Origin of the sequence: uncultured Dialister sp., from assembly GCF_900541605.1 — a bacterium.
GTDB lineage: Bacteria > Bacillota > Negativicutes > Veillonellales > Dialisteraceae > Dialister.
The window spans coordinates 1-4330 of the sequence record NZ_UQKJ01000145.1; the positions used below are offsets into that span (position 1 = coordinate 1).

Below are 4330 nucleotides of genomic sequence, written 5' to 3' on the forward strand. Positions count from 1 at the left end.
TCAGCTTCGAACCCTGTGCAGCTTTAAATAAAATTATTTTTGTCGTTTACTATAGTGAGTTAGTGAGTTAGTGGATTAGTTAGGAATTAGGAATGGGGGTGCGGCGCACAATTCATATCGCGCCGCTTATTCAGGAAATATATGCTCACCATCCGTTGGTATAACCGTATCGATTTCAGTTAGAAGTGAGAAGTCAGGTGTGAGGAGTGGTGGTGCGCCGCATCAGAATACAGAGCGGCGCAGCTTTTAAATTCCACCACAGATGAGCAGGCTTACGGATAGCACCATCAGGAGCGGGGCAGCCAGCTTCCAGCTATTAGCTTTCAGGAAAGCCGGTCAGGTGGCTCTGCCACCCAATGCGCCCCCTCAGTCTGCTTCGCAGACAGCTCCCCCACGGGGGAGCCAAGTCTCGAGCCCCCCGAGGTAGGAAACCACTGATGGAATCGGTCCGAAGGGCCTGACCAGCTCAAGGCTCAAGGCTGAAGGCTCAAAGCCCCCGCCCGTTCGCACGTACGCCCAGCCGTACAAGCCGCAGGCCGGCCACCTCGATCTCGGCCTCGATCCCCTTTAGTCCTTCGCAGCGGCGCTGGCTTTCAGGCAGTCATCCACCAGTTTCTTGCCGAAGTCGCCCTGTTCCTGTTCGAACTTGGCAACCACCGGAGCTGTAGCTTCCTGCCACAGATGGATTTCATCCTTCGGAATCACGTAGACATCCATGCCCTTGGCTTCCAGTTCCTTCAGGCACCGTTCATCTTCTGCCTTTGTTTCTTTCCGGATTTCATCCTGGATTTCCTTCGCCGTATCGGTGATGATCTTCTGCTGTTCCGGTGTCAGTTTCTTCCAGGAGTTGTCGTTCATGGCTACCAGGAATTCTACGTAGGAGTTGTTGGTGACAGTGAGATACTTGGCCACTTCATAAATCTTACGGGACAGGATAGCGGTCTGGCCGGAGGACTGGCCATCGATGGTGCCGTTCTTGATGGCCATGTACACTTCGGAGGAGCTCATGGTCGTCGGCGATGCACCCAGAGCCTGGATGATATCGGCGGAGGTTTCGGAATAGGAGCGGATCTTCATGCCCTGGAAATCTTCCGGCTTTTCGATTTTCTTCACGTTGTTGCAGAACTGTACGTAGCCGTAGTCAGCCCAGATCAGCGGATGGACGCCTTTCTTTTCCATTTCCTGGTCCAGGGATTTCCCCAGGTCTCCGTCCAGCGCATTATCTACGGCGGAGTAGGAAGTGAGGACGAATGGCATATCCAGTACCTTCAGGGCCGGTACCACCATGGACCACCGGGCGGTGGAGTTCATACCGATATCCAGTCCGCCGCTCATGAGGGCGTCATTCATGTTCTGGTCATTGTAGAGCTGGCCGGCAGGGTACATCTTGATTTCAATCTGGCCATTGGACCGTTCCTGGACTTCCTTTGCAAATTTTTCTACGCTCTTGGACAGATGGTGTTCCGCCGGGAGCTGGTAGGCCATTTTCAGCTCTACCTTCTGGCCATTGCCGGAAGCGGCAGCGGCCTTCTTATCGCCGCCGGACATACCGCAGCCTGTCATGATGCCCATGACGGCAAGGGCAGCTAAACCTGCTAAAACTACTTTATGACTTCTCTTGAACATACCCATAATAAGATCCCCCTTTGGAATAATCATTTTCTCTTTGAAATCCGTTTCCCAGCACCGGCAGGGGATACCTTCCTTCCATACTGCAAAAAACGCCCTGATTGATAAAAATCAACCAGGGCGTAACACCTACGCGGTACCACCTCGCACTATACTCTAAGGCCCCTAACGATGCCACTCGCCATATCCTACTCTGTTCAGATACGGAACTCCCGGACGACTCTGTGAGGACCTCCTGCTGCCTTTCACCGTCCGGCAGCTCTCTGCAAGGAAACCGATTCACTCGCTTCCGTTCTTCGTCTTTTCTGTGCTGTGAAGCTGTATTCAAAATCTGAAGTTGGAAATAGTATACATGCCTTGGTGCCGTTTGTAAAGGGGGAAAAGGAGATTTTAGTATGATAGAGGAACAGTGAGCAGATCGAGATTGAGGCCGAGATCGAGGAGATCAGGTCCTTCGGACAGGGTCTTGAACCGGATAGCCGCTTTGCGGCGGATTTGCATGCTGATGGATAGAGTCATTAGCATGGGGCTTCTAGCAGTCAGGAAGACTGACCAGCCTGCGGCGCCTCCTACTCGATGTTACCGCCAGTCATTCATGCCTTAGGCGGTAGAGCTTTCCTAAAAGCTAACAGCTAGAAGCCCCGCCCGCTCGCACGTATCCCCCCCCAGCCACGCCAGCGCCGCAGGCTGGCCAGCTCAAGGCCCAAGGCTCAAAGCTCAAGGCCCCGGACCCAATGTCCGATTCCTCCCACAATTTATTTATCAATTCTTTACGACACGCCCCCTGTATCCCGTTTTATAATAAAAGCAAATCCCCCAAAGGAAGTGAACCCCATGGACAAAAAACCGGGCCCCCAGCGGGTGGCCTATTATTTCTTGAGAGAAAAAAAGTGCTGGCCATCACTACGGTGAGCGGCCTTCTGTACAACGTGGGACTCGTACTGGCACCCTGGTTCGAAGGGCAGCTGGCCCAGTATATTGCCGACATCTTAGGCGGCAGCCGGGCGGCGAAAGACCTGGTCCTCCTCTCCCTGGCCTACGTGCTTTCCATATTCTTTGTACAGGCCATGCGCTATGTAAAGCGGCTCTATGTGCGGCGGTTTGCCAATGAAACGAGCCTCCTCATGAAGCAGGTCATTTACCGCCACCTCATACGGCTCCCCCGAAAGAAACTGCTGGAAAAAGGAACCGGCAGTCTTATGACCCGGGTCATATCCGACGTGGATGCCTGCGTAGAGGGCATGCGGAAATTTACCACGGAAATCTTCGACACCGGCGTCGTCATGGTGGCCTATACAGCCATGCTTCTTTACTATGACTGGCGCCTCACGGTGCTGGTGCTCCTCTTCCCGCCGGCCGCCTATATCCTGGCGGGAAAGCTGAAAAAGGTCATCACCACCGCCGGAAGGCTGTCCAAGGAGTCCGCCGGCCGCCTGTCTTCCGCCACGGTAGACCGCATCGGAAATGCCCTCACCTACCGTATCTTTGGGGAAGAAAAGGCACAGAACAGCCGGTACGAGGAAAACCTGAAGGACTATGAAAAGAAAATGATTCGCTCCAACCTTTGGAAGAATACCATGGAACCTCTATACCAGGTCATCGCCATGACCGGCGCCATCTTCATTCTCTGGCTCGGCGGGAAAAACGTCATGGGCAGTGGCTGGACGGACTGGAACATCGCTGCCTTTGCCACCTTTCTCTCCTGTTTCACCCACCTGGCCGTGAAATCCTCCCATGCGGCCCACCTGTTCAATGCCGTGCAGAAGGCGGAAGTCTCCTGGGCCCGGATTCACGGGTACCTGTCGGACATTCCGGAAAAAGGGCTCCATGCCGAATCCCCGGCGGAACTGGACGTCCGGGATGTGAGCTTCACCTACCCCGACGGTGAAAAGCCGGTGATCCGTAATTTCTCCCTCACCGCAAAGCCCGGAGAAATCATCGGGGTCACCGGGAAAGTGGCCTCCGGAAAATCCACCCTGGGCCGCCTGTTTCTCGCCGAATCCCCCTATACCGGTTCCATCACCTGGGGCGGCAGGGAACTGGGGAAAGAAATCGCTCCGGCAGGACTGGTTTCCTACATGGGCCATGACCCGGAACTCCTTTCCGCCACCATAGAAGACAATATTCGACTCGGAAAACCGGGAAACCTGGAGGAAGTCCTCCGGGCAGCGGACCTGGAAAAGGACATTGCTTCCTTTCCCGAAGGCATCCATACGGCCATCGGAGAAGGAGGTATCCGCCTCTCCGGAGGCCAGCAGGCCCGCATCGCCCTGGCCAGGGCCCTGTACCACCGCCGGCCCCTCCTCATCCTGGATGATCCCTTCTCCGCCGTGGACTACACCACCGAAAACCATATTCTTACCCGTCTTCGTCCCCTCCTCAAAGATTCCATAGTCATCCTCATCTCCCATCGCCTCCGCTTCTTCCCTTCCCGCTCCCAGGTCCTCTGGGTAGGGCCGGAAGGAAAGGTGGACACTTCCACCCATGAGAAGCTGATGAAGACAAATGAAGATTACCGAAAGATGTACAGCCTGCAGAATAAATAATAGAGTTGAGTTTTGAGAGTTGAGAGCCCCGATCCCGCGGCTTCGACGCGGATTGGCATGTTTACGGATAGAGTCATTCGTGTGGGGCTTTTAGCTGCTAGCGGCTAGCTTCTAGGGAAGCACTGATTAAATCGTTGTTCGATTATACTCTTGTA

Annotated in this window: 2 protein-coding genes; one reads left to right on the forward strand and one right to left on the reverse strand. The window is 54.5% G+C overall.

The genetic code is table 11. The features are described 5' to 3' along the window. Positions 1 to 567 precede the first annotated feature (567 nt). The gene (locus QZR21_RS08255; protein WP_296974857.1) at positions 568 to 1632 is read right to left on the reverse strand and encodes a DctP family TRAP transporter solute-binding subunit; all 1065 of its coding nucleotides are present in this window, start codon (positions 1630 to 1632) and stop codon (positions 568 to 570) included. An 887-nt stretch (positions 1633 to 2519) separates the two neighbouring features. Between QZR21_RS08255 and QZR21_RS08260 the strand changes: the two genes are divergently transcribed. Further along, the gene (locus QZR21_RS08260) at positions 2520 to 4175 is read left to right on the forward strand and encodes an ABC transporter ATP-binding protein (protein ID WP_296974860.1); all 1656 of its coding nucleotides are present in this window, start codon (positions 2520 to 2522) and stop codon (positions 4173 to 4175) included. The last annotated feature ends 155 nt before the right edge of the window (positions 4176 to 4330 follow it).